Source organism: Ramlibacter tataouinensis (genome assembly GCF_001580455.1).
Taxonomy (GTDB): Bacteria; Pseudomonadota; Gammaproteobacteria; order Burkholderiales; family Burkholderiaceae_C; genus Ramlibacter; species Ramlibacter tataouinensis_B.
This window is the reverse complement of the sequence record NZ_CP010951.1, coordinates 2,113,001-2,139,345: the sequence shown is the minus strand read 5'-3', so window position 1 is coordinate 2,139,345 and position 26,345 is coordinate 2,113,001. Positions and strand designations below refer to the sequence as shown.

26 protein-coding genes and 1 riboswitch are annotated in these 26,345 nt (G+C 69.4%); of the genes, 9 read left to right on the top strand and 17 right to left on the bottom strand.

The genetic code is table 11. From position 1 onward, the window contains the following. Positions 1 to 62 precede the first annotated feature (62 nt). Positions 63 to 1,817 carry an oxalyl-CoA decarboxylase gene (gene oxc, locus UC35_RS10315; RefSeq protein ID WP_061498921.1) on the bottom strand — a complete coding sequence of 585 codons (1,755 nt, stop codon included), beginning with the start codon at positions 1,815 to 1,817 and terminating at the stop codon, positions 63 to 65. Between the two features lie 106 nt (positions 1,818 to 1,923). On the opposite strand from oxc, the gene UC35_RS10310 reads away from it, so the two are divergent. The 3 genes from UC35_RS10310 (at position 1,924) to UC35_RS10300 (ending at position 4,018) form a co-directional block, all read left to right on the top strand. Next, positions 1,924 to 2,532, top strand: coding sequence for a Crp/Fnr family transcriptional regulator (locus UC35_RS10310; RefSeq protein WP_061498919.1), 609 nt, complete (start codon positions 1,924 to 1,926; stop codon positions 2,530 to 2,532). 140 nt (positions 2,533 to 2,672) lie between these two features. Further along, on the top strand, positions 2,673 to 3,296 hold the full coding sequence (locus UC35_RS10305; RefSeq protein ID WP_082793006.1) for a Crp/Fnr family transcriptional regulator: 624 nt from the start codon (positions 2,673 to 2,675) through the stop codon (positions 3,294 to 3,296). A 26-nt stretch (positions 3,297 to 3,322) separates the two neighbouring features. Continuing rightward, entirely contained in the window at positions 3,323 to 4,018 is a 696-nt protein-coding gene (locus UC35_RS10300) for a response regulator (protein ID WP_145979395.1), read from the top strand. Positions 4,019 to 4,021: 3 nt separating this feature from the next. On the opposite strand, the gene oxlT is transcribed toward UC35_RS10300, so the two are convergent. The 5 genes from oxlT to UC35_RS23905 form a co-directional block, all read right to left on the bottom strand. Next, entirely contained in the window at positions 4,022 to 5,245 is a 1,224-nt protein-coding gene (gene oxlT / locus UC35_RS10295) for an oxalate/formate MFS antiporter (RefSeq protein ID WP_061503782.1), read from the bottom strand. Between the two features lie 113 nt (positions 5,246 to 5,358). Beyond that, positions 5,359 to 6,855: a histidine kinase gene (locus UC35_RS10290; RefSeq protein WP_061498914.1), complete on the bottom strand. Its 1,497-nt coding sequence runs from the start codon at positions 6,853 to 6,855 to the stop codon at positions 5,359 to 5,361. Between the two features lie 88 nt (positions 6,856 to 6,943). Beyond that, entirely contained in the window at positions 6,944 to 8,095 is a 1,152-nt protein-coding gene (locus tag UC35_RS10285) for an HPP family protein (RefSeq protein ID WP_061498910.1), read from the bottom strand. After that, complete coding sequence (locus UC35_RS10280; RefSeq protein ID WP_061498908.1) at positions 8,095 to 8,319, bottom strand: formate dehydrogenase subunit delta; 225 nt, start codon at positions 8,317 to 8,319, stop codon at positions 8,095 to 8,097. Before UC35_RS10280 ends, UC35_RS10285 begins: the two co-directional genes overlap by 1 nt. Continuing rightward, on the bottom strand, positions 8,312 to 8,467 hold the full coding sequence (locus UC35_RS23905) for a hypothetical protein (protein ID WP_158513882.1): 156 nt from the start codon (positions 8,465 to 8,467) through the stop codon (positions 8,312 to 8,314). The genes UC35_RS10280 and UC35_RS23905 overlap by 8 nt, the downstream gene beginning before the upstream one ends. A gap of 148 nt (positions 8,468 to 8,615) precedes the next feature. Here UC35_RS23905 and gcl point away from each other — a divergent pair, with 148 nt between their 5' ends. Genes gcl through UC35_RS10260 form a run of 4 tightly spaced genes read left to right on the top strand, consistent with a single transcriptional unit; the run spans position 8,616 to position 13,415 of the window. Then, entirely contained in the window at positions 8,616 to 10,406 is a 1,791-nt protein-coding gene (gene gcl / locus UC35_RS10275) for a glyoxylate carboligase (RefSeq protein WP_061503781.1), read from the top strand. Between the two features lie 29 nt (positions 10,407 to 10,435). Next, a complete protein-coding gene (gene hyi, locus UC35_RS10270) occupies positions 10,436 to 11,233 on the top strand; it encodes a hydroxypyruvate isomerase (RefSeq protein ID WP_061498905.1) in 798 nt (265 codons plus the stop codon). After that, a complete protein-coding gene (glxR, locus tag UC35_RS10265) occupies positions 11,230 to 12,132 on the top strand; it encodes a 2-hydroxy-3-oxopropionate reductase (protein WP_061498902.1) in 903 nt (300 codons plus the stop codon). The genes hyi and glxR overlap by 4 nt, the downstream gene beginning before the upstream one ends. Positions 12,133 to 12,176: 44 nt before the next feature. After that, on the top strand, positions 12,177 to 13,415 hold the full coding sequence (locus tag UC35_RS10260) for a glycerate kinase (protein WP_061503780.1): 1,239 nt from the start codon (positions 12,177 to 12,179) through the stop codon (positions 13,413 to 13,415). A gap of 14 nt (positions 13,416 to 13,429) precedes the next feature. On the opposite strand, the gene UC35_RS10255 is transcribed toward UC35_RS10260, so the two are convergent. The 11 genes from UC35_RS10255 to UC35_RS10205 are packed head-to-tail and all read right to left on the bottom strand — an operon-like array spanning position 13,430 to position 23,046. Beyond that, complete coding sequence (locus tag UC35_RS10255; RefSeq protein WP_061498899.1) at positions 13,430 to 14,413, bottom strand: LysR family transcriptional regulator; 984 nt, start codon at positions 14,411 to 14,413, stop codon at positions 13,430 to 13,432. Between the two features lie 4 nt (positions 14,414 to 14,417). Further along, positions 14,418 to 15,839, bottom strand: a complete 1,422-nt coding sequence (locus tag UC35_RS10250; protein ID WP_061498896.1) for an NAD(P)(+) transhydrogenase (Re/Si-specific) subunit beta — start codon at positions 15,837 to 15,839, stop codon at positions 14,418 to 14,420. Positions 15,840 to 15,843: 4 nt separating this feature from the next. After that, positions 15,844 to 16,143 (bottom strand): NAD(P) transhydrogenase subunit alpha, encoded by a 300-nt coding sequence (locus UC35_RS10245; RefSeq protein WP_145979610.1) that lies wholly within the window; start codon positions 16,141 to 16,143, stop codon positions 15,844 to 15,846. After that, positions 16,140 to 17,255 carry a Re/Si-specific NAD(P)(+) transhydrogenase subunit alpha gene (locus UC35_RS10240; protein ID WP_061498890.1) on the bottom strand — a complete coding sequence of 372 codons (1,116 nt, stop codon included), beginning with the start codon at positions 17,253 to 17,255 and terminating at the stop codon, positions 16,140 to 16,142. The genes UC35_RS10245 and UC35_RS10240 overlap by 4 nt, the downstream gene beginning before the upstream one ends. Next, entirely contained in the window at positions 17,249 to 18,673 is a 1,425-nt protein-coding gene (gene pyk / locus UC35_RS10235; RefSeq protein WP_061498887.1) for a pyruvate kinase, read from the bottom strand. The genes UC35_RS10240 and pyk overlap by 7 nt, the downstream gene beginning before the upstream one ends. Further along, positions 18,670 to 19,707, bottom strand: coding sequence for a 2-dehydropantoate 2-reductase (locus UC35_RS10230; RefSeq protein ID WP_061498884.1), 1,038 nt, complete (start codon positions 19,705 to 19,707; stop codon positions 18,670 to 18,672). Before UC35_RS10230 ends, pyk begins: the two co-directional genes overlap by 4 nt. Positions 19,708 to 19,717: 10 nt before the next feature. Further along, positions 19,718 to 20,500: a fumarylacetoacetate hydrolase family protein gene (locus tag UC35_RS10225; protein ID WP_061498881.1), complete on the bottom strand. Its 783-nt coding sequence runs from the start codon at positions 20,498 to 20,500 to the stop codon at positions 19,718 to 19,720. Between the two features lie 8 nt (positions 20,501 to 20,508). Next, positions 20,509 to 20,907 (bottom strand): hypothetical protein, encoded by a 399-nt coding sequence (locus UC35_RS10220; protein ID WP_061498878.1) that lies wholly within the window; start codon positions 20,905 to 20,907, stop codon positions 20,509 to 20,511. Beyond that, the gene (locus tag UC35_RS10215) at positions 20,907 to 21,263 is read right to left on the bottom strand and encodes a hypothetical protein (protein ID WP_227820521.1); all 357 of its coding nucleotides are present in this window, start codon (positions 21,261 to 21,263) and stop codon (positions 20,907 to 20,909) included. The genes UC35_RS10220 and UC35_RS10215 overlap by 1 nt, the downstream gene beginning before the upstream one ends. Before the next feature lie 57 nt (positions 21,264 to 21,320). Next, positions 21,321 to 22,571, bottom strand: coding sequence for a formyl-CoA transferase (frc, locus tag UC35_RS10210; RefSeq protein WP_061498875.1), 1,251 nt, complete (start codon positions 22,569 to 22,571; stop codon positions 21,321 to 21,323). A 49-nt stretch (positions 22,572 to 22,620) separates the two neighbouring features. Next, positions 22,621 to 23,046 (bottom strand): PAS domain-containing protein, encoded by a 426-nt coding sequence (locus UC35_RS10205; protein WP_415752696.1) that lies wholly within the window; start codon positions 23,044 to 23,046, stop codon positions 22,621 to 22,623. A gap of 279 nt (positions 23,047 to 23,325) precedes the next feature. Between UC35_RS10205 and UC35_RS10200 the strand changes: the two genes are divergently transcribed. Beyond that, positions 23,326 to 24,237 (top strand): hypothetical protein, encoded by a 912-nt coding sequence (locus UC35_RS10200; RefSeq protein ID WP_061498870.1) that lies wholly within the window; start codon positions 23,326 to 23,328, stop codon positions 24,235 to 24,237. Between the two features lie 62 nt (positions 24,238 to 24,299). Beyond that, positions 24,300 to 24,419, top strand: a riboswitch (TPP riboswitch). A 66-nt stretch (positions 24,420 to 24,485) separates the two neighbouring features. After that, positions 24,486 to 26,342: a phosphomethylpyrimidine synthase ThiC gene (gene thiC / locus UC35_RS10195; RefSeq protein ID WP_061498868.1), complete on the top strand. Its 1,857-nt coding sequence runs from the start codon at positions 24,486 to 24,488 to the stop codon at positions 26,340 to 26,342. Positions 26,343 to 26,345 lie beyond the last annotated feature (3 nt).

Below are 26,345 nucleotides of genomic sequence, written 5' to 3'. Positions count from 1 at the left end.
CTTGCGTTCCGGGCGCTTTCCTCTTTTTCTGGTCGCTTGTCCCTGCGCTTGTCGTTCTTGGCTTACTTCTTGGTCGCCGCCTTGGCGGGATTGAGGTTCGTGATGCGTCCGCTTTCGGTGCCGGCGGTCTCGTCGATGACGGCGTTGATGAGGGTCGGGCGGCCACTGGCGATCGCCTCCTCCATCGCGCGGGTGAGCTCCTGCGGCGTGCGGGCGGTGACGCCCTTGCCGCCGAAGGCCTCCATCATCAGGTCGTAGCGCGAGTCCTTGACGAACACGGTGGGCGCCGGGTCGGCGGTGCCGCTGGGGTTCTTGTCGGTGCCCTTGTAGACGCCGTTGTTGTTGAACACGACGATGCAGACCGGCAGGTTGTAGCGGCAGATCGTTTCCACCTCCATGCCGGAGAAGCCGAAGGCGCTGTCGCCTTCGATCGCGATCACCGGCTTGCCCGTCTCGACGGCGGCGGCGACGGCGAAGCCCATGCCGATGCCCATGATGCCCCAGGTGCCGCAGTCCAGGCGTTTGCGCGGCTGGTACATGTCGACGATGCTGCGCGCGAAGTCCAGCGTGTTGGCGCCTTCGTTCACCACCATGGCGTCCGGGTTCTGCTTGACGATCTCGCGGATCGCGCCGAGCGCGCTGTGGAAGTTCATCGGCGACGGGCTCTGCGCCAGCTGCGCGGCCATCTTCGACAGGTTCTTGTCCTTTCGTTCGGCGATCGTGGCCAGCCAGTCGGCCGGCGGCTTGGCCCAGCCCGCGCCGATGCCGGCGACCAGGGCCGACACGCAGGAGCCGATGTCGCCCACCAGCGGTGCGTCGATCGGCACGTTGCTGTCCATCTCGGTGGCCGCGATGTCGATCTGCACGAACTTCTTCGGGCCCTTGTCGGCCCCCCAGGTCTTGCCCTTGCCGTGCGACAGCAGCCAGTTCAGGCGCGCGCCGACCAGCACCACCACGTCGGCCTCCTGCAGCACGTAGGAGCGTGCGGCGGCCGCCGACTGCGGATGGGTGTCGGGCAGCAGGCCCTTGGCCATCGACATCGGCAGGTAGGGAATGCCGGATTTCTCGACGAAGGCGCGGATCTCGGCGTCGGCCTGCGCATAGGCAGCGCCCTTGCCGAGCAGGATCAGCGGGCGCTTGGCGCCCTTGATCACGTCGAGCGCGCGCTTCACGGTGTCGGGCGCGGGCAGCTGGCGCGGCGCGGGGTCGACCACCTTGACCAGCGAGTTCCTGCCGGCCAGCGCTTCCATGGTCTGCGAGAACAGCTTGGCCGGCAGGTCGAGGTAGACGCCGCCCGGGCGGCCGGACACGGCGGCGCGGATCGCCCGTGCGATGCCGATGCCGATGTCGTGCGCGTAGGTGATGCGGAAGGCGGCCTTGCAGAACGGCTTGGCGACGTTGAGCTGGTCCATTTCCTCATAGTCGCCCTGCGCCAGGTCGACGATCTCGCGCTCGCTCGAGCCGCTGATCAGGATCATCGGGAAGCAGTTGACGGTGGCGTTGGCCAGGGCCGTCAGGCCATTGAGGAAGCCGGGCGCCGACACCGTGAGGCAGATGCCGGGCTTTTGCGTCAGGAAGCCGGCCGCGGCCGCGGCGTTGCCCGCGTTCTGTTCGTGGCGGAAGGCGATGACACGCATCCCCTCGGCCTGCGCCATCCGCGTCAGGTCGGTGATCGGGATGCCGGGCAGGCCGTAGATGGTGTCGATGCCATTGAGCTTCAGCGCATCAATGACGAGATGAAAACCGTCCGTGAGTTCGGCCGGTTCGGCGGCAATCTTCTGGAGGGTCGCGGCGGGTGTGTCGAGGACGGAAGACATGGATCTCCTTCTGGGGGATGGGTCTGCTCAGCGTGGGGCGACTATGATTCGGGCCTCGCCCATTCCCCGTTGACCGCGGTCAAGATTCGATAAAAACGGGACTGACATGACGACCCTTGCCCAGCATCCCGAGCGCAACGTGATCCGCCTGCAGTTGAAGCAGAACGAGATCCTGAGAGAGCTCGATGACCAGGACCGCACCGAGCTCGAGAAGCACCTGTCGATCTTCGACGGGCAGAAGGGCGAGTTCCTGCTTTACCAGGGCGTGCACGAGATGGAGCAGTACTTCATCATCGACGGCATCCTCAAGCGCGTGGTCGCCAACCAGGAGGGCAAGGAGATGATCCTGCGCTTCGCCGCCGAACGCGACATGGACACCAGCTACGCGGCATGGCGCCTGGGCACGCCGACGCCCTACGGCATCGTGTGCGTCACCAAGACGCGGGTCGCGCGCATGCCGCTGGCGGAATGGGCCTCGTTCCTCGAGTCGCGGCCGCGCGCGAAAGCCGCCTTCGAGTTCTGCGTGATGGGCGTGATGAGCGAGATCATGGCGCACACCATCACCCTGCACCTGCTGGACTCGCCCGGCCGCGTGCACCGTTTCGTGCGCAAGCACCCGGACCTGGTGGACCGCATCCCGCAGAAGGAGCTGGCCTCCTACCTGAACCTGACGCCCGAGACGCTGAGCCGCCTGCGCCACAAAGGCAAGATCTGATCGGGCGGCCCGTCGGGAGCTTGCGGTTTACCCCTACTCGCTGTATGACTTTCGGCATCATGCGGTTGTGACTGAAGACGGCCTTGCGCAATGACGTTCTTCAGCGCACCGCCGACGGCGGCCTGCCTACAGTTGGTCGCATGAAATGTCCGTTGTCGAGCCACCCCCTTCGCAACACCATCCGCCTGCAACTGCGCAGGCATCCGCTGCTGGCGGGCCTGGATGAGGCCGCCTACGCCGAACTGGCCGCGCTGCTGAGCGTGCAGGAAGGCGCGCGCGGCGAGCGGCTGGTCGAGCAGGGCAGCCAGGACCTGCAGCACTTCTTCATCGTGGAAGGCGTGCTCAAGCGCGTCGTCAATAGCCCCGAGGGGCGCGAGGTGACGCTGCACTTCGCGGGCGAGGGCGAGATGGAGACCTGCTTCGACGCCTGGCGCCGCAACACCGGGGCCGGCTTCGCGATCGTCTGCGCCCGCCGCACGGTGGTGGCCGCGCTGCCGATGGACGCCTGGTACGCCTTCCTGGAGCGCCATCCCGCGCTGCGGCGGCAGTTCCACGAACGGCTGGTGCTGCTCGGCGCGGCGATCGTCGAGCATGCGGTCGGGCTGCTGCTGCTCGACGCGCCCGGCCGCGTGCACCAGTTCTCCGACAAGCATCCCGAGTTGCTGGACCGCCTGCCGCAGAAGGACGTGGCCTCGCACCTCAACCTTTCGGCGGAGACGCTGTGCCGGCTGACGCGCCGGCAGCGCTCGGCGATGGCGGCGTGATGTCGCAGGTCTGTATATTGGCGCCCATGACCGCGGAACGCGCCGCCCCTCCCCACCGCATTCGCCTGCTCGTCGTTGACGACCAGCCGCTGGTGCGGCGCGGGCTCGCGCTGATGCTGTCGATGGAGTCCGACCTGGAGGTCGTGGGCGAGGCCGGCGACGGCATCGAGGCGATCGAACAGGCCAAGCGCCTGCGTCCCGACGTGGTGCTGATGGACCTGCACATGCCGCGCAAGGGCGGCGTGGGCGCCACGCGCGAGATCACCGCGTCGCTGCCGCATACCAACGTCCTGGTGCTCACCACCATGGAGGCCGAGCAGTCGGTGTTCGACGCGGTGCGCGCCGGCGCCATGGCCTACCTGCTCAAGGATGCCACCGAGCAGGAAGTGGTGGACACGGTGCGCGCGGTGCACCGCGGCGAGTCGCGCCTGACGCCGCAGATCGCGCGCAAGGTGCTCGACGAGTTCCGCCGCATCGGCGAGTCCGCGCCGCCGGCCTCGTCCGCCGACGAGCCCGAGGACGACACGGCCGCGCTGACCGACAAGGAAAGCAAGGTGCTGCTGCTCATCGCCGAGGGCAAGAGCAACAAGCAGATCGGCGCCATGCTGTTCCTGGCCGAGGGAACGGTGAAGAACTACGTGAGCCGCATCATGGACAAGCTGCACGCCAGCAGCCGGACCGAGCTCGCCGTGATCGCGCTGCGGCGCCGCCGCCTCGAGTGAGCCTCAGGGCTGTGGCTGCGAATCCAGCAGCTGCAGCCGCTTCGGCCTGAGCACGAACCAGGCGAGCCCGGCCGCCACCAGGTTCATCACGCCGGCCGCCAGGAACACCGCATGCCAGTCGCGCGTCGCCGCGACCACCATGCTCGACAGCGGCACGGCGAGCGAGGCCACCCCCTTGGCGGTGTAGAGCAAGCCCGCATTGGCCGCGGCGTAGCGCGAGCCGAAGGTGTCGGCGCAGGTGGAGGGGAACAGGCTGTAGATCTCGCCCCAGAAGAAGAACAGCGCGGCGGTGAGCAGCACGAAGCCGAGCGGGTGCGGGCCCAGTTCGTACATGGAGAGGATGACCACGGCCTCCAGCAGGAAGGCGATCACCATGGTCTCCTCGCGGCCGATGCGGTCGGAGACCCAGCCGAAGAACAGGCGCGTGATGCCGTTGAGCGCGCGGTCCAGGGCCAGGGCGAAGGTCAGCGCGGGCAGCACGATGCCGGCCAGCTGCACCGGCACATCGTGGATCTTGAAGTCGCGCGCCATGGGCGCGAGCTGCGCGGTGGCGATCAGCCCGCCGGCGGCCACCAGCACGAACACCAGGTACATGACCCAGAACACGGGTTGGCGCAGCGCTTCGGCCGGCGTGTACTCGCGCCGCGACTGCGGCAGCCTGGACGAGGCGGGCCGCCGGATGTCCAGGTGCTTGAGCAGCTTGTTCGGGTCTTCCAGGCCCAGGGCGAGCGCCATCACGATCAGGCCCTGGGCCAGTCCGAAGTACAGGAACGCCGCCTCGTGGCCGCGCGAGGCGATCACCGAGGAAATCGGGATCACGGTGAGCGCCGAGCCCGCCCCGAACGCGGCGACCACCAGGCCGACGGCGAGGCCGCGCCGGTAGGGGAACCACTTCAAGGCACTGCCGACGCAGGTGCCGTACACCGCGCCGGCGCCGACGCCGGTGATCGCCGCCGCCACATAGAGCTGCGGCAGCGAATCGACGAAGGCATTCATCACCCAGCCGATGGCGCACAGCAGGCCCCCGCCCAGCACCACCGGGCGCGGCCCGAAGCGGTCGACCAGGTAGCCCTCGATCGGCACCGACCAGGTCTGCGTCAGGACGAAGATTGCGAAGGCCGTCTGGATCGCCGTGTAGCTCCAGCCGAACTGTTCGGCGAAGGGGTCGACGAACAGCGTCCAGCCGTATTGCAGGTTGGCGATGGTCGCCATGCAGACCATCGCCATGGCGAGCTGGCCCCAGCGGAACAGCGGACCCGGCGGCGCATCGTCCTCCAGGTCGTCCGGCCAGGGCGCGAGCGCGGCAGGGCGCCGGGGCAGCGCGTGAGGGTCGGCGTCGTTCATTGTTTCTCCATCGCATTGGCACGCATTTCGGGCCCGACCCGCAGCCGCAGCTGCACGCTCGCCCCCGCGCCCGGCGCGCTGCGCAGTTCAAGTTCAGCCCCGATCAGCTCCGCCTGCTCGCGGATGCCGACCACGCCGTAGTGCCCGGGGTGCGGCGCGACCGGATCGAAACCGACGCCGTCGTCGACGATGGCCAGCTCGATGGCGTCGTTGCCGGCGTCGATCAGCGCGACGTCGACGTGCGAGGCGTTGGCGTGCTGGCCGATGTTGCGCAGCGCCTCTTCGGCGATGCGGAACATGGTCTCGGCGCGTTCGTCGGCGAAGCTGCCCGCCAGCGGGTCGGCCGCGAAGCGCACGTCCAGCCCGGTGCGCTCGGCGAAGCGGTTCACCGCGCTGGCGAGCGCAGCGCCGAGCCCGAGGTCGCGCACCGCGTTCAGCCGCATGTGGCTCACGGCTTCGCGCGCCTCCTTCAGGCCATGCCGCGCGACCTGCTCGGCGCGTTCGAGTTCGGCGCCCAGGCGGCGCGGGTCGTGCTCGTGCAGCACCCGCAGCGTGCGCACCTCCACCAGCATTTCCATCATCGAATGCGCCAGGGTGTCGTGCATGTCGCGCGCCAGCCGCAGCCGCTCGCGCAGCACGGCGGCGTAGCGGTTGTCGGCCGCCAGCCGCTCGACCTCGCGCGTGCGCGCTTCGACGCGCTGCTCGAGTTCCTGGGTGAGCTGGTCCAGGTCCTGGTGTTCCTGCCGCAGCGCCTGCAGCACCCGGCTGAAGGCGCGGCCCAGCACCGCCACTTCGTCGCGCCCGGTGGGCTCCACGATGCCGTCGGCCTCCTGGCGCGCCACCCGCCGCACCTGCGCCGTCAGGTTCGCCAGCCGGCGCGTCAGGCGTTGCGCGAAAGCCGCGCCGACCAGCGCCGCCGTCATGCTGAGCAGGATGGAGATCGCGGTCAGCTTCTCGTGGAGGCTGACGCCGCCGTGGCCGCGTTCGTCGGAGGGCTGCAAGACGGCCACGTGCAGGCCCAGCGCGGTGAGGCCGGGTGCGGTTTCGTCGGGCGCGGTGACGACGACGGTGCGGCCCGCATCGCCGTCCGGCAGGATCGCGACGCCGGGCAGCACGCCCGGCAGGCGCTTGGCCGGCGCGCCGGCGGGATGCTCGAACACGACGCCATGGCTTTCGTCGAACAGCAGCACCCGCGCCCCCGGGTCGGGCTTGGTCAGCGCGCGCGCGGCGACGGCCAGTGTCTCCAGGCGTTCGCGCGGCGGCAGCGTGGCCGCGGCGCCGGTGCGGTTCGACAGGGCCCGTTCCAGGTCGCCGGCGAACTGCTCCGCGAAGCGCTTCATGTGCGCGTCGCGCTGCGCCAACATGCTGTTCTCGGCGTAGTCGCCGACGGCGACCAACGCCAGCGCGACCGCCAGCGAGAGCGCGACGGCCAGCCAGGCGACGGCGGTGGCGAGACTGCGGCCCGGATCCAGGGCGCGGAAATAGCGGAACATCTGCGCTGCCGATGGTGCCTGTTCCCGGCGCCTTGTCCATCCGGGGATGCGCGGATCAGACGGCCGCGCCCCGCCCTATTCCCCCGCCCTATTCCAGCCGCGCGAGCGCCCGCACCACGTCCGACTGGGTGATGATGCCCACCAGCCGGCGTTCGTGGTCGATCACCGGCACGTGGTGGTGGCCGGTGCCGGCGAACAGCGGCAGCAGCTCACCGATCGGCCGCTCGGCGCTGACCACGCGCACTTGGCGGGTCATGATCTGGCCCACCGTCTCGGGCTTGTCGCTGTGGCTGGTGGGCGTCGGCCGCAGCCAGTCCCGCAGCCTCTGGGCCCAGCCGTGCTGCGCATCGACGCCCGCTTCGCGCATGAAATCGGCGAGCGTCACGATGCCGGCGATGCGGCGCGCCCGGTCGACCACCGGCAGCGACTTGACGCGATGGCGGCGCAGCAGCGCCCAGGCCTCCTGCAGCGGTGTGCCGAAGCTCACGCTCACCGGCTCGGTGGACATCACGTCGACGCAGCGCAGCTGGCCGGCGCGGCGGCGCCAGGCCTGGACCTGGGCCTGCTCCAGCAGCTCGGCCAGTTCCTCGCGGCTGACGTCCAGCACCTGGTTGTAACGGCCCAGCACGGCATCGAGGTCGGCGTCGGTGAACGAGCGCCGGGCGAGCTGCGCGGCCGGCGCCGGCGCCGGTCGCGGGGGATAGAGGCGCCCCGTCGCGCGGTTGTAGGCGATTCCCGCCGCCACCAGCAGCAGCGAGTCGAGCAGCACCGGCAGCGCGAACTCGGGCTGGGCCACGCCGCCGAGCGCGACCAGCAGCGCGCAGGCGCCGCCGGGCGGATGCAGGCAGCGTGCGCTGAACATCACGGCGATCGCCAGCGCGACCGCGACCGCCGCCGTCGCCGGCCCTTCGCCCAGCAACTGCACGCAGGCCATGCCCGCCAGCGCCGACAGCGTGTTGCCGCCGAGCACCGCCCAGGGATGGGCGAAGGGACTCGACGGCGCCCCGAACACCAGCACCGCGCTCGCGCCGATCGGCGCCACCAGCCAGGGCAGGCTGCCGCCGGCAGGCAGCAGCGCATGGGCCAGCAGCCCGGCCGCCAGGATGCCCAGCAGCGCGCCAAGGACAACGCGCAGCCGTTCGCGCCCGTCGACCGCCATCGCGGCCGGCAGCCAGTCGCGCCATCGCGGCGCCGGCGCCGCGGCCGGGCGCGCCGTGTCGGTAGCCGGCGGCGTCTGCATCAGGTCAATTGCCCGCGGTGTTCGAGCAGTGCCTGCAGCACCATGACCTGCAGGCCATCGCCGCCGGTGCGATCGATGTGCTCGAGGATGCCGCGCCGCATGCGCGGCGCCCAGAAGCGGCCGATGTGCGCGGCAAGGTCGTGGCGCGCCTCGTCGGCGTCGGGCACGGCGGCGAAGAAGTCGCCGATGCTGTTGGCCATCCGGATCAGCTGCTGGTCATTCATGGTGGGTGGGTTCCAGAATCAGGCGCTTGGTGCCGCTGTAGGCGCCCGGTCGTTGCCGCGCGAAACCGATGAGGCACAGGCCCTCTCTCTTCTTCCAGGAGCGTTCGAACTGCGGCCGACTATCGGGGGCGCCATCGGCGTGCGCCATTGACCGCAGTCAAGATTCGAAAAAAGCAAATGCCTGCCGAGCAGGCGCCGCATCCTTTTTCCGGACTCTTGACCGCAGTCAACTGCGCGACACGAGCGGGTCCGCGACCATTCGCGCCTCGGTCCCGATGGGCCGGCAGGAGAACCCAATGGCGATGATGAAAGCCGTGATGGCCGCGGTGCTGGTGATGGAGAAGGAAGGCGTGACGCAGGCCTTCGGCGTCCCCGGCGCCGCGATCAATCCGCTGTATTCCGCACTGCGCGAGCGGCAGTCGATCGCGCATGTGCTGGCCCGGCACGTCGAGGGTGCATCGCACATGGCCGAGGGCTACACCCGGGCGCGCGCCGGCAACATCGGCGTGTGCATCGGCACCTCGGGGCCCGCGGGCACCGACATGATCACCGGCCTGTATTCGGCCAGCGCCGACTCGATCCCGATCCTGTGCATCACCGGCCAGGCGCCGCGTGCGCGCCTGTACAAGGAGGACTTCCAGGCGGTGGACATCGAGTCGATCGCCAAGCCCGTGACCAAGTGGGCCGTCACCGTACGCGAGCCGGCGCTGGTGCCGCGCGTGTTCCAGCAGGCCTTCCACTTGATGCGCTCGGGCCGGCCGGGGCCGGTGCTGATCGACCTGCCGTTCGACGTGCAGATGGCCGAGATCGAATTCGACATCGACACCTACGAGCCGCTGCCGGTGTACAAGCCCGCCGCCACGCGGGCCCAGGCCGAGAAGGCGATCGACATGCTGTGCGCGGCGCACAAGCCGCTGATCGTCGCCGGCGGCGGCATCATCAACGCCGATGCGTCGGCGCTGCTGGTGGAACTGGCGGAGACCCTGAACGTGCCGGTGGTGCCCACCTTGATGGGCTGGGGCACCATTCCCGACGACCATCCGCTGATGGCCGGCATGTGCGGCCTGCAGACTTCGCATCGCTACGGCAACGCGACCATGCTGGCCAGCGACTTCGTGCTGGGCATCGGCAACCGCTGGGCCAACCGGCACACCGGCGGCATCGACACCTACACCAAGGGCCGCAAGTTCGTGCACGTGGACATCGAGCCGACCCAGATCGGCCGCGTGTTCAACCCCGACTTCGGCATCGTGTCCGACGCCAAGGCGGCGCTCGAGCTGTTCGTGCAGGTCGCGCGCGAACGCAAGGCCCAGGGGCGCCTGCCCGACTACACCGACTGGGGCCAGCGCTGCCTGGAGCGCAAGCGCCTGATGCACCGGCGCACCAACTACGACACCGTGCCGATCAAGCCGCAGCGCGTGTATCAGGAAATGAACGAGGCCTTCCCGCGCGACACGGTCTACGTGTCCACCATCGGCCTGTCGCAGATCGCCGGCGCCCAGTTCCTGCATGTCTACGGTCCGCGCCAGTGGATCAACTGCGGCCAGGCCGGGCCGCTGGGCTGGACCATCCCGGCGGCGCTCGGCGTCGTCGCCGCCGACCCGATGCGCACGGTGGTCGGCCTGTCGGGCGACTACGACTTCCAGTTCCTGGTCGAGGAGCTCGCCGTCGGCGCGCAGTTCCGGCTGCCCTACGTGCAGGTGCTGGTCAACAACAGCTACCTCGGCCTGATCCGGCAGGCGCAGCGCAACTTCGACATGGACTACTGCGTCCAGCTCGGTTTCGAGAACCAGAACGTCAGCGACCCGGCGCTGCAGAACTACGGCGTCGACCACCTCAAGGTCGTCGAGGGCCTCGGTTGCAAGGGGCTGCGCGTGAGCCACCCTGACGACCTGTACGACTCGCTGCGCAAGGCGCAGGCGCTGGCGCGCGAGCACCGGGTGCCGGTCGTGGTCGAAGTGATGCTGGAGAAGGTGACCAACATCGCGATGGGCACCGAGATCGACAAGATCACCGAATTCGAGGACATCGACTGCCGCCACCCCGAGGGCCTGAAGGGCCTGGAGCTGGCCGGCCTGCTGGACTGATTGACATCCGCCCCCCAGAGGAGAACCCCATGCCGCGCTTTGCCGCCAACCTGACGATGATGTTCAACGAGGTGCCGTTTCTCGACCGCTTCGACGCCGCGGCGCGCGCGGGCTTCGAGGCGGTGGAATTCCTGTTCCCCTACCCCTACCCGGCGCACGAGATCCGCGCCCGGCTGGCGGCCAACGGCCTGCAGCTGGTGCTGCACAACCTGCCGGCGGGCAACTGGGACGCGGGCGAGCGCGGCATCGCCTGCCACCCGGACCGCGTGGTCGAGTTCCATGCCGGGATCGCGCGCGCGATCGACTACGCGCAGGCGCTGGACGTCCGGCAGCTCAATTGCCTGGTCGGCAAGGCGCCCGCGGCAATCGACCGCACCACCGCGCGCCGCACCATGGTGGCCAACCTGCGCTTCGCCGCCGGCGAGCTCAAGCGCGCCGGCCTGAAACTGCTGGTCGAGCCGATCAACACCTACGACATCCCCGGCTTCTTCGTCAGCCGCACCGACGAGGCGCTGCAACTGCTCGACGACGTCGATGCGGACAACGTCTTCCTGCAGTACGACATCTACCACGCGCAGCGCATGGAAGGCGAGCTCGCCGCGACGATCGAGCGGCACCTGCCGCGCATCGCCCACATCCAGCTCGCGGACAACCCCGGCCGCCACGAACCGGGCAGCGGCGAGATCAACTACGACTTCCTGTTCCGCCACATCGACCGGCTGGGCTACGACGGATGGATCGGCTGCGAGTACAAGCCCGCCGCCGGCACCGAAGCGGGCCTGGGCTGGCTCGAAAAGTACATCTCTCAAGAAAGGATCGCGGCATGACCGAACCCCTGAAAGTCGGTTTCATCGGCCTGGGCATCATGGGCACCCCGATGGCGGGCCACCTGCTCGCCGCCGGCCACCAGCTCTTCGTCTACACCCTGGCCAAGATGCCGGCGGCGATCGCCGAGAGCCGCGCCACCCAGTGCACCAGCGCGCGCGGCGTCGCCGAGCGGGCCGACATCATCTTCGTCATGGTGCCCGACACGCCCGACGTGGAGCGGGCGCTGTTCGCCGAGAACGGCGTCGCGGCGGGCCTGTCCAAGGGCAAGGTGGTGGTCGACATGAGCTCGATCTCGCCGATTGCCACCAAGGAGTTCGCCAAGCGGATCGGCGAGCGCGGCTGCGACTACCTGGACGCGCCGGTGTCCGGCGGCGAGGTCGGCGCCAAGAACGCCACGCTGTCCATCATGGTGGGCGGCGAGCCCGCGGTGTTCGAGCGGGTGCGCCCGCTGTTCGAGCTGATGGGCAAGAACATCAACCTGGTCGGCGGCAACGGCGACGGCCAGACCGCCAAGGTCGCCAACCAGATCATCGTCGCGCTGACCATCGAAGCGGTGGGCGAGGCCCTGCTGTTCGCCGCCCGCGCCGGCGCCGATCCGGCCAAGGTGCGCCAGGCGCTGATGGGCGGCTTCGCCTCGTCGAAGATCCTCGAAGTGCACGGCGAGCGCATGGTCAAGCGCACCTTCGACCCGGGCTTTCGCATCGAGTTGCACCAGAAGGACCTGAACCTCGCCCTGTCCAGCGCGCGCGCGCTCGGCCTGTCGCTGCCCAACACGGCGACCGCCCAGGAGCTGTTCAACGCCTGCGTGGCGCACGGCGGCAAGGGCTGGGACCATTCGGCCATGGTGCGCGCGCTGGAGAAGCTGGCGAACTTCGAGATCGGACAAAGCGCCTCGTGAGCCAGGCGCACGGCGCCGCCCCGCAGTCCGAGCTGCTGCGGCGCATGTTCGACGCGGCGATCGCCTCGGCGCAGCCCGAGCTCTGCATCCCGCCGCACCTGCCGGCGCCGCCGCGCGGGCGCCTGGTGGTGATCGGCGCCGGCAAGGCGTCGGCGGCGATGGCGCGCGCCGTCGAGCGACACTGGACGGGGCCGCTGTCCGGCCTGGTCGTGACGCGCTACGGCTACAACGTGCCCTGCGAGCGCATCGAGATCGTGGAGGCCTCGCATCCGGTGCCGGACGCCGCGGGGCTGGCCGCGGCGCAGCGCATGCTCGACCGGGTCCGCGGACTGACGGCCGACGACCTGGTGCTGTGCCTGATCTCCGGCGGCGGCTCGGCGTTGCTGCCGCTGCCGCTGCCGGGCATCACGCTGGAAGACAAGCAGGCGCTCAGCCGCTCGCTGCTGGCCTGCGGCGCCACCATCTCCGAGATCAACTGCGTGCGCCGTCACCTCTCGGCCATCAAGGGCGGCCGGCTGGCGGCGGCCTGCCATCCGGCGCAGGTGCTGACGCTGGCCATCTCGGACGTGCCGGGCGACTGCCCGCACGAGATCGCATCGGGCCCCACGGTGGCGGACCCGAGCCGCTGCGAGGACGCCATTGCCATCGTGCGGCGCTACGGCATCGCGTTGCCGCAGGCGATGCGCGCGGTGCTGGAAGGCGGCCTCGGTGAATCGGTCAAGCCGGACGACCCGCGGCTGGCGCGCGCCGAGTACCGGCTGGTCGCCGCGCCGCAACTGGCGCTGGAGGCGGCCGCCCGGGTCGCGCGCGCCGCCGGCTACGCGGCCCACATCCTCGGCGACGCGATCGAGGGCGAGGCGCGCCATGTGGGCACGGTGCTCGCCGGCATCGCGCGCCAGGCCGCGGAGCGCGCCCAGCCCTTCGCGCCGCCCTGCGTGCTGCTGTCCGGCGGCGAGACCACGGTGACCGTGCGCGGTGCGGGCCGCGGCGGGCGCAACGTGGAATGCCTGCTCGCCATGCTGCTGGCGCTCCAGGGCCACCCGCGCATCCACGCGCTGGCGGGCGATACCGACGGCGTCGACGGCAGCGTGGACGTCGCCGGGGCCTGGATCGGGCCCGGCACGCTGGCGCACGCGGCGGCGCTGGGCCTGAAGGCGCAGGAAGCGCTGGCCGGCAACGACGCCCATGGTTTCTTCGGCGCACTGGGGCTGTCGGTCAGCACCGGGCCGACGCGCACCAACGTCAATGACTTCCGCGCGCTGCTGGTGGACGCGGCCGCTTGAGCGCGGTGAGCGCGCTAGGCGCGCTTGGGCAGCGTGACCACCTGCCCGAAGCCCTCCGGCGCGGCCGCGCCGGCCTCCACCTGCCACGGCACGGCCTGGGCGATCAGCGCGGCGCCTTCGCTCAGCAGGAAAGACCGGAAGGCCTGCGCCACCGGCGGCAGCCGCTTGGTGCGCCGGTGCACCACCCACCAGTGCAGCTGCAGCGGGAAGCCCTGCACGTCGAGCACCTTCAGGGCCCCCGACTGCAGCTCGCGGCTCACGGTATGGGCCGACAGGAAGCTCAGGCCCAGTCCCGCGATCACTGCCTGCTTGATGGTCTCGGTGCTGCGGATCTCCATCGCCACGTTCAGGCCCGACAGGTCGCCGCCGAAGGCTTCACGCATCGAGCGCCAGGTGTCCGAGCCGCGTTCGCGCACCACGAAGGGCTGGCGCATCACTTCGGCCGGCGGGATGCCGCGCCGCTGCACCATCGGGTGCGCCGGCGGGGCGACGACGATATAGGGGTGCGATGCGAACGGCTCGTTCAGCGTGTCCAGGTCGGAGGGCGGGCGCACCATGATCGCCAGGTCGGTGAGGTTCTCGGCGATGTGCGCCAGCAGCTCCTCGCGGTTGTGCACCGTGAAGTTCAGCGTCACGCCGCTGTGGCGGCCGATGAATTCGACCAGCAGGCGCGGAAAGAAGTAGTCGCCGGCGCTGATCACGCCGACGTTGAGGCGCCCGCCGCGCACGCCCCTGAACTGCGCCATCGCGATCTCGGCCTGCTCGAACTGCTGGATGATCGCGCGGCTGATCTGCAGCAGCTCCGCGCCCGCCGCCGTCAGGTAGACCTTCTTGCCGAACTGCTCGAACAGCGCGTTGCCGGCGTGATCCTCCAGCTTGCCGATCTGCGTGGACACCGCGGGCTGCGTCAGGTGCAGCTCCTCGGCGGCGCGCGAGAAGCTCAGGTGCCGGGCCACGGACTCGAACACCTTGAGCTGGCGCAGGGTGGCGTGCTTCACGGCATCACTCGACGGCCTTCACCGCGTCCTCCACCACCTTCTTGGCGTCGCCGAACACCATCATGGTCTTGTCCATGTAGAACAGCTCGTTGTCCAGCCCGGCGTAGCCGGCAGCCATGGAGCGCTTGTTCACGATCACCGTCTTGGCCTTGTAGGCTTCCAGGATCGGCATGCCGTAGATCGGGCTGCCTTTTTGCAGCGCGGCGGGATTCACCACGTCGTTGGCGCCCAGGATCACCGCCACGTCGGCCTGGCCGAACTCGGCGTTGATGTCCTCCATCTCGAACACCTGGTCGTAGGGCACTTCGGCCTCGGCCAGCAGCACGTTCATGTGCCCGGGCATGCGGCCGGCCACCGGATGGATCGCGTACTTCACCGTCACGCCCTTGTGCGTGAGCTTTTCCGCCAGTTCCTTCACCGCGTGCTGGGCGCGCGCCACCGCCAGCCCGTAGCCGGGCACGATCACCACCGTTTCGGCATTGGACAGGATGAAGGCGGCATCGTCGGCGCTGCCGCTGCGCACGTTGCGCTGCACCGCCCCCTGCGTGGCCTGCGCGCCTTCCTGCCCGAAGCCGCCCAGGATCACGTTGAAGAACGAGCGGTTCATCGCCTTGCACATGATGTAGCTCAGGATCGCCCCGGAGCTGCCGACCAGCGAGCCGGCGATGATCAGCATGGCGTTGTTCAGCGAGAAGCCGATGCCCGCCGCGGCCCAGCCCGAGTACGAGTTGAGCATCGAAACCACCACCGGCATGTCGGCGCCGCCGATCGGGATGATGATCAGCACGCCCATCACGAAGGACAGCGCCAGCATCGCGAAGAACGCCGTCCAGTTGCCGGTGACCATGAACGCCAGGCCCAGCCCGAGGGTGAGCAGCCCCAGCGCCAGGTTCAGCAGGTGCTGGCCGGCAAACACCACCGGCGCGCCCTGGAACAGGCGGAACTTGTAGGTGCCCGAGAGCTTGCCGAAGGCGATCACCGATCCGGAGAAGGTGATCGCGCCGATGGCCGCGCCCAGGAACAGCTCGAGCCGGTTGCCCATCGGGATGGGCTCGCCCGCGCGCACGATGCCGAAGGCCTGCGGCTCGGCCACCGCGGCGACGGCGATGAATACCGCGGCCAGGCCGATCATCGAGTGGAAGAAGGCGACCAGCTCGGGCATCTTGGTCATCTCGACGGTCTTGGCGCGCCAGGCGCCGTAGCCGCCGCCGGCCACCAGCCCGAGCAGCACCCAGCCCATGCCGCGGCCGGCATCGCTGGAGATCTCCACGATCAGCGCGGCGGTGGTGAGCGCGGCGATCGCCATGCCCGCCATGCCGAAGATGTTGCCGCGGATCGAGGTCGTGGGGTGCGACAGGCCCTTGAGCGACTGGATGAAGCAGACCGAGGCCGCCAGGTACAGCAGGGTGACGATGTTCATCGACATGGCATCAAGCCTTCTTGTCCTTCTTCCTGAACATCTCGAGCATCCGGCGCGTGACCAGGAAGCCGCCGAAGATGTTCACGGCGGCCAGCGCCACCGCCAGCACGCCCATGGTCTTGCCCAGGTCGGTCACGGTCAGCGCCGCCGCCAGCATGGCGCCCACGATCACGATGGCCGAGATCGCATTGGTCACCGCCATCAGCGGCGTGTGCAGCGCCGGCGTGACAGTCCATACCACGTGGTAGCCGACGTAGATCGCCAGCACGAAGATGATCAGGTTGACGATGGTGGGGCTGACTTCCATCAGGGCCTCCTTACTGCGCCGTTCTGGGTCATCAGGCAGGCGGCGACGATGTCGTCGTTCATGTCGATGTTCAGCTGGCCTTCGCCGGTCACGATCAGTTTCAGGAAGTCCAGCACGTTGCGCGCGTACAGCGCCGAGGCGTCGGCCGCCACCAGCGCCGGCAGGTTGGTCTCGCCCACGATCTGAACGCCGTGCTTGACCACGGTCTTGCCCGCTTCCGTCAGCGGGCAGTTGCCGCCCTGCGCCGCCGCCAGGTCGACGATCACCGCGCCCGGCTTCATGGCCTTGACCATGTCTTCGGTGACCAGCACCGGCGCCGGCCGGCCCGGGATCAGCGCGGTGGTGATCACCACGTCGGCCTGCGCCACGCGCTTGGCCACTTCCGCCTTCTGCCGTTCCAGCCAGCTTTGCGGCATCGGCCGCGCGTAGCCGCCCACGCCTTCGGCCGCGTCCTTCTCTTCCTGGGTCTCGCAGGGCACGTCGATGAACTTCGCGCCCAGCGACTCGACCTGCTCCTTCACCGAGGGCCGCACGTCGGAGGCCTCGATGACGGCGCCCAGCCGCTTGGCGGTGGCGATCGCCTGCAGGCCGGCCACGCCCACGCCCAGGATCACCATGCGGGCGGCCTTGACGGTGCCGGCGGCGGTCATCAGCATCGGGAAGAAGCGCTGGTAGCTGTTGGCCGCGATCATCACCGCCTTGTAGCCGGCGATGTTGGCCTGCGAGGACAGCACGTCCATGCTCTGCGCGCGGGTGGTTCGCGGCGCCGCTTCCAGCGCGAAGCCCGTCACCCCGGCGCCGGCCAGGCGCTGCAGCCCGTCGCCGTCGAAGGGGTTGAGCATGCCGACCAGCGTCGCGCCCGGCCTGAAGCCGGCCAGCTCGTCGGCCTGCGGCGCGCGCACCTTCAGGACCAGTTCGCAAGCGAGCGCGCCGGCCTGGTCGGTGATCTCGACGCCGACGCCGCGATAGGCCTCGTCGGGCGCGCTGGCCACGGCGCCGGCGCCGGACTCCAGCCGCAGCGTGTGGCCCTGGGCTTTCAGCTTCTTCGCGGTTTCGGGGGTGACGGCCACCCGGGTTTCACCGGCCAGCCGCTCGCGGGGAATGCCGATCAGCATGGCGTCAGCCGATGCACGTGCAGCAGGTTGGTGCTGCCCGCGTGGCCGAACGGCAACCCCGCCACCACGGCGATATGGTCGCCCGGCCCGGCGAAGCCCTCGGTCTGCGCGGCCTGGCCGGCGCGCTGCAGCATCTCGCCGACGTGGTGCACGTCGTCGTCGACGCGCACGGCGTGCACGCCCCAGGCCATCGCCAGGCGCCGCGCGGTGTCCAGCGAGGGCGTGAGGCTGAGCAGGGGGACGTCGGGGCGCTCGCGCGCCGCACGCAAGGCGCTGAAGCCGGAGGCGGTGTAGGTGATGGTGGCCGCCGGATGCAGCAGCGCGGCGACTTCCCGCAGCGACGCGCAGACGGCGTCCGCCGTCGTGGCCTGCGCCGGTTGGTGCGCCGCCTCGATGCCGGCGCGGTAGGAGGGGCTGTTCTCGACGCGGTTGATGATGCGGTCCATCATCGCCACCGCCTCGACCGGAAAGCGGCCTGAGGCCGATTCGGCCGACAGCATCACCGCGTCGACGCCTTCGTACACGGCGTTGGCGACGTCGGAAACCTCGGCCCGGGTCGGCGAAGGCGAGCTGATCATCGATTCGAGCATCTGGGTGGCGACGACGACCGGCTTGCCGGTTCGCCGACAGGCCTGCACGATGCGCCGCTGCATCTCCGGCACGTGTTCGGGCGGCAGCTCGACGCCGAGGTCGCCGCGCGCCACCATCAGGCCATCGCACAGGTCGACGATCGCATCCAGCCGCTCCATCGCGGCGGGCTTCTCGATCTTGGCCATGATCCAGGCGCGCTTGCCGATGATGGCGCGCGCCTCCTCGATGTCCTCGGGCCGTTGCACGAAGGACAGCGCCACCCAGTCCACGCCCAGCTCCAGCCCGAAGGCCAGGTCCTCGCGGTCCTTGGGCGTCAGCGGCGACAGCGGCAGCACCACGCTGGGCACGTTCACGCCCTTGCGGTCCGACAGCACGCCGCCGGTGAGCACCCGCGTCTCCGCGAAGTCGGCGCCATGGCGCTCGACGCGCAGGCGCAGCTTGCCGTCGTCGAGCAGCAGCTCGGTGCCCTCGCGCAGGGCCGCGAAGATCTCCGGGTGCGGCAGCGGCGCCCGCGTCGCATCGCCGGGCGTCGGGTCCATGTCGAGCCGGAAGGCAGCGCCGTTTTCCAGCAGCGCCTTGCCGCCGGCGAGCTGGCCCACGCGCAGCTTGGGTCCCTGCAGGTCGAGCAGCACGCCGATCGGGCGGCCGTAGCGCGCCTCAAGCGCACGCACGGCACGCAGGCGCCGCGCGTGGTCCTCGTGCGTGCCGTGGCTGAAGTTGAAGCGGAACACGTCCACCCCGCGCTCGAACAGCGCGCCCAGCGTGGCGTCGTCGGAGCTGGCCGGACCGAGCGTGGCGACGATCTTGGTGTTGCGCGCCCGCCTCATGCAGCCACCGCCTCAAGCTGCTGGTGCGGCTCGCCGCTCAGCCGCACATGGCCGTTTTCCTCGTGCATGGTGCGCGCCAGCAACTTGACCAGCGCATAGACCGTGTCGATGTGCGGGGTGGGTGTTTCGGTCAGGCGCGCCAGCTCGATCACCGAGCCGACCAGGGCGTCGATCTCGGGCTCGCGTCCCGCTTCCACGTCCTGCAGCATCGAGGTCTTGTGCTTGCCGACCTTCTCGGCGCCGGCGATGCGCTTTTCCAGCGGCACGCGGAAGCTGATGCCCAGCTTCTGCGCCACCTCCTGCGCTTCACGCATCATCGCCGCGGCCAGCTCGCGCGAAAGCGGGTACTGGCAGATGTCGACCAGGGTCGAGTGCGACAGGCTGCTGATCGGGTTGAAGGTGGCGTTGCCCCACAGCTTGAGCCAGATCTCGCTGCGGATGTCCTCCAGCACCGGCGCCTTGAAGCCGGCGTTGACGAAGCAGGCGGCGAGCATGTGCACGCGCTCGCTGGAGCTGCCGTCGAGCTCGCCCAGCGGGAAGCGGTCGCCTTCGATGTGGCGGATCACGCCCGGCGCGATCAGCTCCGAGGCGGGGTAGACGACGCAGCCGATCACGCGCTGCGGGTCGATGCTGGCGGCGATGCGGCCCTGCGGGTCCACGCTGCTGACGCCCTGGCCCTCGTGCGGCCCGCCGTGCTTCTGGAAATACCAGTAGGGAATGCCGTTCTGCATCGGCACGATGACCGTGTGCGGCGCGAGCAGGTGCGGCAGCTGGTCGAGCACGCCCTCGACCTGGTGCGCCTTCATCGCGAGGATCACGACGTCCTGCGGCCCGGCCAGCGCGTAGCTGTCGGTGGCGTGGACGTCGCGGGCGGTGTGCTCCCAGCCGTCGGCGGTGACGAGCTTGATGCCGCGCTCGCGGATCGCCTCCAGGTTGCGGCCGCGCACGATGAACGTGACGTCCTCGCCCGCCAGGGCGAGCTTGGCGCCGACCAGGCCACCGATGGCCCCGGCTCCGATGATGGCGATTTTCATGTTGAGTCCTTCAAGTTGGAAAACCGTATCGGTTGGCCAGCCGGCCGATGCCGTCGATCTCCACCTCGACCAGGCTGCCCGGCTTCATCGAGCCGACGCCGACCGACGTGCCGCACAGGATCACGTCGCCAGGCAGCAGGGTCATGTCCAGGGAGATGCGGCTCACGAGCTGGGCCACCGAGAATGTCATGTCGCTGATCGGGTACTGCTGGCGCACCTGGCCGTCCAGCACCGTCTTCACCGTGAGGGTGGACGGATCGAGCCCGGTGGCGACCACCGGGCCGATCGGGCAGAAGCCGTCCAGGCCCTTGGAGCGCGTCCATTGCGCGAACGAGGCGTCGCGGAACAGGATGTCCGCCACCGTCACGTCGTTGGCGCAGGTGTAGCCGAACACGAAGGACAGGGCTTCGCTCTCGGTGGCCGCGCTGCAGCGCTTGCCGATGACGATGCCGAGCTCGCCCTCGAAGGCCACCTTGCCGCCGCCGCGCGGCAGCGGGATCGGCTCGCCGTGGGCGCTCCAGGAATTGGGCGACTTCAGCAGGTACAGCGGCTCCTCCGGGTGCGCCAGGCTCAGCTTGGCGCGCAGCTCGCCGAAGTTGTTCCACAGCGCGATCACCTTGGTCGGCTCGACGGGGGCAAGCAGCTGCACCTGGCTGAGCAGCGCCGTGCGGCCGGTCGGCTCGTTGTGGCCGAACATCTGGCCGCGGTGCTCGACCACGATGTCGTCGTGCAAGGTGCCGAATGAGGCCTCGGCGCCGTCGATCCGGTAGCGGACCCAGCGGGTGTGTTTCATTTGTGGTCTCAATCAAAAGGCAGCCAGGGCAGCTCCACCAGCGAGGCGGTGAGCTCGCCGATGCCTGCGGCATCTCGGCTCATGCGCACGCCGCTGGCGCGCAGCCGCGCCTGCTGCGGGAGGGCCGGATCGGCGGGGTCGATGAAGCCGACGACGGGCTTGTCCATGTGGCGGGCGATCCAGTCCGTGCAGGCGTCTTCCTCGGCGCTGTCGATCGCGCCCAGGAGCACCACGGCGTCGGTTCCCCAGTGATCCTTGAACATCTGGAGCGACCCGAGGTGCGTGCGGCCCGGCGCGGGCAGGCACACGACCTTCGAGGCGCCCAGGCCGAACATCGGCAGCTGGCGTTCGACGTCGCGCGCGAGCGCGGGCTCCCCCGTGACGATGCCGATGCGGCCAGGCTCCATCAGACGCCGACCTCGCAGGCCGTGGCCTGCGCCCAATCGAAACGGCGGTGCGCGCAGGGCTTGTAGCGCAGCACGCGCTCGTGGATCGCCGTGGCCAGGAAGGCGGCGTCGTAGGCCTTAAGCAAGTGCGGCTGCCGCGTCTCGATGTAGTGGCGGATGCGCGCCTGCGGATCGGGGCTGTGGCGCAGCAGCGCGTCGTAGGTCGCGCGGTCCCAGTGCCAGCGCAGGCCGAGTTCGTAGAAGGCTGCGTGGTAGGCGTCGAGCGCGGTTTCGGTGCTGGTCAGGACCGGTGGCAGGTCGTTCATCATCATCGTCTCCTCGAAGGAAGGAATGAAGTGACTGTAGAAATCGGCCACGATAAATAACAGTCAATTGTTTTTATCCAGACCATCAGCGCCACGTGATGCTTCGCTTCAGATCGCGCCTTCGTCGCGCAAGGCCTTCATGTCGCCCGCGGTGTAGCCCAGCTCGAGCAGCACCTCCTCGGTGTGCTCGCCGAGCAGCGGCGCGCGGGTGACTTCGGTCGGGCTGTCGGACAGCTTGATCGGGTTGCCGACGGTCAGGTGCCGCCCGCGCGTCGGATGCTCCACCTCGACCACGGTGCCGCTCTGGCGCAGCCACGGGTCCTCGGCGATCTCCTTCATCGACAGGATCGGCCCGCACGGGATGTCGTACTGGTTCAGGATCTCCATGGCCTCGAACTTGGTCTTGCTCATGGTCCACTGCTCGATGCGCGCGAAGATGGGCTTCAGGTGCAGCAGGCGCGCCTGCGGCGTCGCGTAGGCCTCGTCGGTGATCCACTCTTCCTCGCCGATCACCTTGCACACCGCCGGCCACACGGCCGCCTGCGTGATGAAGTAGATGTAGGCATTGGGATCGGTCTCCCAGCCCTTGCAGCGCAGGATCCAGCCCGGCTGGCCGCCGCCGGAGGCGTTGCCGGCGCGCGGCACGGCGTCGCCGAACTTGCCATCCGGGTACTGCGGGTATTCGTGCAGCGAGTGCGCGCGCTCCAGGCGCTGCTGGTCGCGCAGCTTGACGCGGCACAGGTTCAGCACCGCGTCCTGCATGGGCGCCAGCACCTTCTGGCCGCGGCCGGAGCGCGTGCGGTGATACAGCGCCGTCACGATGCCCAGCGCCAGGTGCAGGCCGGTGCCGCTGTCGCCGATCTGCGCGCCGGACACGACCGGCGGGCCATCGTCGAAACCGGTGGTCGAGGCGGCGCCGCCGGCGCACTGCGCGACGTTCTCGTAGACCTTGCAGTCCTCGTAGCGTCCGGGGCCGAAACCCTTGACCGATCCGACGATCATGCGCGGGTTGAGCTCGTGGATGCGCTCCCACGTCAGTCCCATGCGCTCCATCGCGCCGGGCGCGAAGTTCTCCACCAGCACGTCGCAGTGCTTGATCAGCGACTCCAGCAGCTGCTTGCCCCCGCGCGATTTCGCGTTCAGCGTGACCGAACGCTTGTTGTGGTTCAGCATCGTGAAGTACAGGCTGTCCACGCCGGGAATGTCGCGCAGTTGCCCGCGCGTGGCGTCGCCTTCGCCCGGTCGCTCGACTTTGATCACGTCGGCGCCGAACCACGCCAGCAATTGGGTGCAGGTGGGGCCGGACTGCACGTGCGTGAAGTCCAGGATGCGCACGCCGCTCAAGGCCTTGTCGTCCATCTCTCTATCTCCGAAGTTTCAAATCGTGTTGCGGGCCGGGTAACAGGCGCTAGGCGCGCGCGGCCATTTCCAGTTCGGTCAGGCGCTTGCGCAGCTGCTGGTCCTGCTCGAAGCGCTCGGTCTCGTCGCGGATGACCGCGGCCACGCCGCTGACGCCGCCGTCCTCGCCCTGGAGCAGGGCCACCGTGAAGGCGATCGACAGCCGGCGGCCGTCCTTGTGCAGCGCCGGCACGCGCAGCAGCGAGGTGCCGTAGCGCGTCGTCCCCGTGGCCACCGTCTTGGCATAGCCCTCGTTGTGGCGCGCGCGCTGGCGTTCGGGAATGATCAGGTCCAGCGCCCGGCCCATGGCCTCGTCCTCGGTGAAGCCGAAGATGCGCGTGGCCGCCGGATTCCAGTACGCGATGTTCCCGTCGGTGCCGGCGACGACAACGGCGTCGCCGATGGCCTGGATCAACTCTTCGTGATCGATCGTCATGGTCGCCATTGACTCCTCGTGATGGATGCAGCGCGGCGTGGAGCCCCCTTCGCTTGAGTGCACTGTGCGGGAGGCGGCGACGGCGGGCCGTTGACCGGGGTCAAGATTCAAAAAAAGCTCGCGCGCAACGCGTGTCTGTTTTCAGCTCAACGGGAAAACCCGAGTTCTTGACCGCGGTCAATCAGCGCAAATATTCACAGGCGTAAACCGTGATCGCCGTGCAGGCGTTTCGGCTGCCCGGGCCCAGAAGTTCAGATAACGACGAAGGAGACAACGGTCATGAGGAAGTACAGATTGCTACTGGCCGCCGGTGCGCTCGCATCCTGCTGCCTGGCCGCCTCGGCCCAAACCTGCGAGGGCGGCGTGTATCTCAACCCGCAAGTGATCCGCGGCGAAGGCACGCCGCAGGTCGCCCGGGCGGCGCAGGAACTGTCCGAGTTCATCGGCCGCGGCGGCCTGTCGGCCTCGCCGGTGGTCAACGTCAGCAGCCTCGAGGAGGCCGTGGCGGCCGTCAAGGGGCCCCGGCCGCCCTGCTGGGTCTACGGCAACCCGGTGGTGGGGCTGGCCTCCGGCTACAAGCCGATCGCGGTGAACACCGAAGAGATCAAGGCCGCGATCCTGTTGCTCGGTGACCTCGGCAGCGAGAAGGACCCGAAACCCGTGGAGCTCTCGCAGCTGAAGCCGGATGAACAGGCCCAGGTGCTCGACCGGCTGAGGCAGGCGACCTGCTTCGGCATGCAAAGCGGCGTGACCACGGCGCTGGTGAAGGCCGAGAAGCGCTGCGGCAAGGTGGCCGACGTGCCGCCGAAGATCGGGCTCGGCCAGAGCTACCTGCCGACGAAAGCCGCGTTCGAGTGGCGCCCGGACCGCTGGGTCGGGGTGATCACGCGCGTTCAGGGCGCGCGTTCGGCTTCGATGCACAACCAGATCGGCGCCGATCCGAAGATCCACCACGCGCGCCTGTTCGTCATCCCCACCAAGCAAACCAGCTGGGGCTACGGCATCTATGTGCGGCACGACACCCCGGCCGACGTCGCGGCGCGCACGCTGGCGCTGTTCGACGGCCTCAAGAGCAAGCCGCCGAGCCCCTCGCTCGCGCGCGCGCTCGATGTGGGCGCGAAGTTCGAGTTCGATCCCCTGAAGGGCTCCGAGGTCGACGCGATGCGCGTCGCGCTCGACATGGCGCTTTAGCCACAGATGCCACGGCCGGTCCCGAATGGGACTGGCGCGCGGTCGGCACGCGCCGCTATACTGCCGCTGCTCCGGGGTGCGAGCGGCCCTTCGAAAGAAGGCCGGTATCGCTGAGATGGTGAGTCCAAACCCGTGAACTTGAACCGGTTCGTACCGGCGTAAGAAGAGCTGACAGTGTCCCTGGCCCTCGCGGGCCCCGCGTCCTGCCATCCCTGGAGCAAACGATCACTTGCTCCAAGGATTGGCCCATGAACGCACCCGACAAACTCGTCCAGTTGCTCGCCCTCACGCGCGAGCCCTTCCCCGCCTCGACCAAGGTCCACATGCCCGGGCAGCTGCACCCGGGCGTGCGGGTGCCGATGCGCGAGGTCCAGCTCACCAACGGTGAGGCGGTCACGCTCTACGACACCTCGGGCCCGTACACCGAGCCGGGCGCGCAGATCGACGTGCGGCGCGGGCTGGCGGGCCTGCGCGATGCGTGGATCGCCGCGCGCGGCGACACGGAAAGCTACGAAGGCCGCTTGCGGCAGGCGCTGGACGACGGCACGAAGAACGAGGCGCGCGAGGGCGAGCGCATCGCCGCGCTGCGCGCCCAGGCGGCGGCCCTGCAGCGCACGCCGCGCCGCGCCAGGGCGGGCGCGAACGTCACGCAGATGCACTATGCGCGCAAGGGCATCGTCACGCCGGAGATGGAGTTCGTCGCGTTGCGCGAGAACGGCCGGCGCGAGTGGATGCGCGAATACCTGGCGGATGCGCAGAAGAATGCGCGCCTGGCCGGCAACCCGATGGGTGCGGCGATCCCCGACATCATCACGCCCGAGTTCGTGCGCGACGAGGTGGCGCGCGGCCGAGCGATCATCCCCGCCAACATCAACCATCCCGAGACCGAGCCGATGGCGATCGGGCGCAACTTCCTGGTGAAGATCAACGCCAACATCGGCAACTCCGCCGTGACCTCGTCGATCGAGGAGGAAGTGGAAAAGCTGGTGTGGGCGATCCGCTGGGGCGCCGACACGGTGATGGACCTGTCGACCGGCAGGAACATCCACACCACGCGCGACTGGATCGTCCGCAACTCGCCGGTGCCGATCGGCACCGTGCCGATCTATCAGGCGCTGGAGAAGGTCGGCGGCGTCGCCGAGGACCTGAGCTGGGAGATCTTCCGTGACACGCTGATCGAGCAGGCCGAGCAGGGCGTGGACTACTTCACCATCCACGCCGGCGTGCGGCTGCCCTTCATCCCCCTCACCGCGAAACGCCGCACCGGCATCGTCTCGCGCGGCGGCTCGATCCTCGCGAAGTGGTGCATCTCGCACCACAAGGAGAACTTCCTCTACACCCACTTCGAGGAGATCTGCGAGATCATGAAGGCGTACGACGTCAGCTTCTCGCTCGGCGACGGCCTGCGCCCGGGCTCGGGCGCGGATGCCAACGACGAGGCGCAGTTCGCCGAGCTGCGCACCCTGGGCGAGCTCACGCAGCTCGCCTGGAAGCACGACGTGCAGGTGATGATCGAAGGCCCGGGCCATGTGCCGATGCACATGATCCAGGCCAACATGACCGAGCAGCTGCGCCACTGCGGCGAGGCGCCCTTCTACACCCTGGGTCCGCTGACGGTCGACATCTCGCCCGGCTACGACCACATCGCCTCGGCCATCGGCGCCGCGATGATCGGCTGGTTCGGCACCGCGATGCTGTGCTACGTCACGCCGAAGGAGCACCTCGGCCTGCCCGACCGCAACGACGTCAAGCAGGGGATCATCGCCTACAAGATCGCCGCGCATGCGGCCGACGTCGCCAAGGGCCACCCTGGCGCGCGCGCCTGGGACGAGGCGCTGTCGAAGGCGCGCTTCGAGTTCCGCTGGCAGGACCAGTTCAACCTGTCGCTCGACCCGGAGACGGCGAAGGACTTCCATGACGAGACCCTGCCGGCCGACGGCGCGAAGGTCGCGCACTTCTGCTCGATGTGCGGGCCGAAGTTCTGCTCGATGAAGATCACGCAGGACGTGCGCGAGTTCGCGGCGGCGCAGGAAGGCATGGCGGCCAAGAGCGCGGAATTCAAGGCCGCCGGCGGCGAGATCTACATCCCTGTCCGCCAGGAGTAGCCC

What these genes read in the sequence shown, in the direction of transcription:
- oxlT (WP_061503782.1), bottom strand. Translation starts at nt 5,245, where the DNA reads ATGGCGATGGTCTGCATGGCGACCATCGCCAACCTGCAATACGGCTGG.
- frc (WP_061498875.1), bottom strand. Translation starts at nt 22,571, where the DNA reads ATGGACGACAAGGCCTTGAGCGGCGTGCGCATCCTGGACTTCACGCAC.
- gcl (WP_061503781.1), top strand. Translation starts at nt 8,616, where the DNA reads ATGGCGATGATGAAAGCCGTGATGGCCGCGGTGCTGGTGATGGAGAAG.
- UC35_RS10290 (WP_061498914.1), bottom strand. Translation starts at nt 6,855, where the DNA reads ATGTTCCGCTATTTCCGCGCCCTGGATCCGGGCCGCAGTCTCGCCACC.
- hyi (WP_061498905.1), top strand. Translation starts at nt 10,436, where the DNA reads ATGCCGCGCTTTGCCGCCAACCTGACGATGATGTTCAACGAGGTGCCG.
- UC35_RS10225 (WP_061498881.1), bottom strand. Translation starts at nt 20,500, where the DNA reads ATGAAACACACCCGCTGGGTCCGCTACCGGATCGACGGCGCCGAGGCC.
- UC35_RS10305 (WP_082793006.1), top strand. Translation starts at nt 2,673, where the DNA reads ATGAAATGTCCGTTGTCGAGCCACCCCCTTCGCAACACCATCCGCCTG.
- UC35_RS10205 (WP_415752696.1), bottom strand. Translation starts at nt 23,046, where the DNA reads ATGACGATCGATCACGAAGAGTTGATCCAGGCCATCGGCGACGCCGTT.
- glxR (WP_061498902.1), top strand. Translation starts at nt 11,230, where the DNA reads ATGACCGAACCCCTGAAAGTCGGTTTCATCGGCCTGGGCATCATGGGC.
- UC35_RS10240 (WP_061498890.1), bottom strand. Translation starts at nt 17,255, where the DNA reads ATGCTGATCGGCATTCCCCGCGAGCGGCTGGCCGGTGAAACCCGGGTG.
- UC35_RS10310 (WP_061498919.1), top strand. Translation starts at nt 1,924, where the DNA reads ATGACGACCCTTGCCCAGCATCCCGAGCGCAACGTGATCCGCCTGCAG.
- UC35_RS10230 (WP_061498884.1), bottom strand. Translation starts at nt 19,707, where the DNA reads ATGAAAATCGCCATCATCGGAGCCGGGGCCATCGGTGGCCTGGTCGGC.
- thiC (WP_061498868.1), top strand. Translation starts at nt 24,486, where the DNA reads ATGAACGCACCCGACAAACTCGTCCAGTTGCTCGCCCTCACGCGCGAG.
- UC35_RS10300 (WP_145979395.1), top strand. Translation starts at nt 3,323, where the DNA reads ATGACCGCGGAACGCGCCGCCCCTCCCCACCGCATTCGCCTGCTCGTC.
- UC35_RS10200 (WP_061498870.1), top strand. Translation starts at nt 23,326, where the DNA reads ATGAGGAAGTACAGATTGCTACTGGCCGCCGGTGCGCTCGCATCCTGC.
- UC35_RS10220 (WP_061498878.1), bottom strand. Translation starts at nt 20,907, where the DNA reads ATGGAGCCTGGCCGCATCGGCATCGTCACGGGGGAGCCCGCGCTCGCG.
- UC35_RS10280 (WP_061498908.1), bottom strand. Translation starts at nt 8,319, where the DNA reads ATGAATGACCAGCAGCTGATCCGGATGGCCAACAGCATCGGCGACTTC.
- UC35_RS10260 (WP_061503780.1), top strand. Translation starts at nt 12,177, where the DNA reads ATGTTCGACGCGGCGATCGCCTCGGCGCAGCCCGAGCTCTGCATCCCG.
- pyk (WP_061498887.1), bottom strand. Translation starts at nt 18,673, where the DNA reads ATGAGGCGGGCGCGCAACACCAAGATCGTCGCCACGCTCGGTCCGGCC.
- UC35_RS10250 (WP_061498896.1), bottom strand. Translation starts at nt 15,839, where the DNA reads ATGTCGATGAACATCGTCACCCTGCTGTACCTGGCGGCCTCGGTCTGC.
- UC35_RS23905 (WP_158513882.1), bottom strand. Translation starts at nt 8,467, where the DNA reads ATGGCGCACGCCGATGGCGCCCCCGATAGTCGGCCGCAGTTCGAACGC.
- oxc (WP_061498921.1), bottom strand. Translation starts at nt 1,817, where the DNA reads ATGTCTTCCGTCCTCGACACACCCGCCGCGACCCTCCAGAAGATTGCC.
- UC35_RS10285 (WP_061498910.1), bottom strand. Translation starts at nt 8,095, where the DNA reads ATGCAGACGCCGCCGGCTACCGACACGGCGCGCCCGGCCGCGGCGCCG.